Genomic DNA, 304 nt, shown 5'->3' on the forward strand with positions numbered 1-304 from the left:
ACCATCCCGCCCGGCGCGCCCGACGCCACCCGCTTCGGCATGCAGGTCCGCGCCACCCCCACCGACGCCCAGGTCGTCATCCGCAATGGCGTGATCACCTCGGTGCCGCTCGACCGGCTCACCGCCTGCGACACGCTCGACATCACGATCACCAAGGACTCCGTCACCACCGAGTTCACCGGTGTCACCGACGACGGGACGGCGGCAGGCACCACCCGCGAGGGCATGTTCATGCCGCAGGTGGTCGGTGTCTTCAGCGACCTCGCCACCACCCCCACCGGCCTGAACCTCACCATCGACATCG

At 69.4% G+C, this 304-nt stretch carries 1 protein-coding gene; it reads left to right on the forward strand.

The genetic code is table 11. The annotated features are described in order from the left end of the window. The coding region (locus QC765_RS16450; RefSeq protein WP_278315516.1) for a hypothetical protein at nucleotides 1-304 on the forward strand (304 nt) is incomplete at both ends.

The sequence above is a fragment of the Hoyosella levis genome (genome assembly GCF_026008515.1).
Taxonomy (GTDB): domain Bacteria; phylum Actinomycetota; class Actinomycetes; order Mycobacteriales; family Mycobacteriaceae; genus Lolliginicoccus; species Lolliginicoccus levis.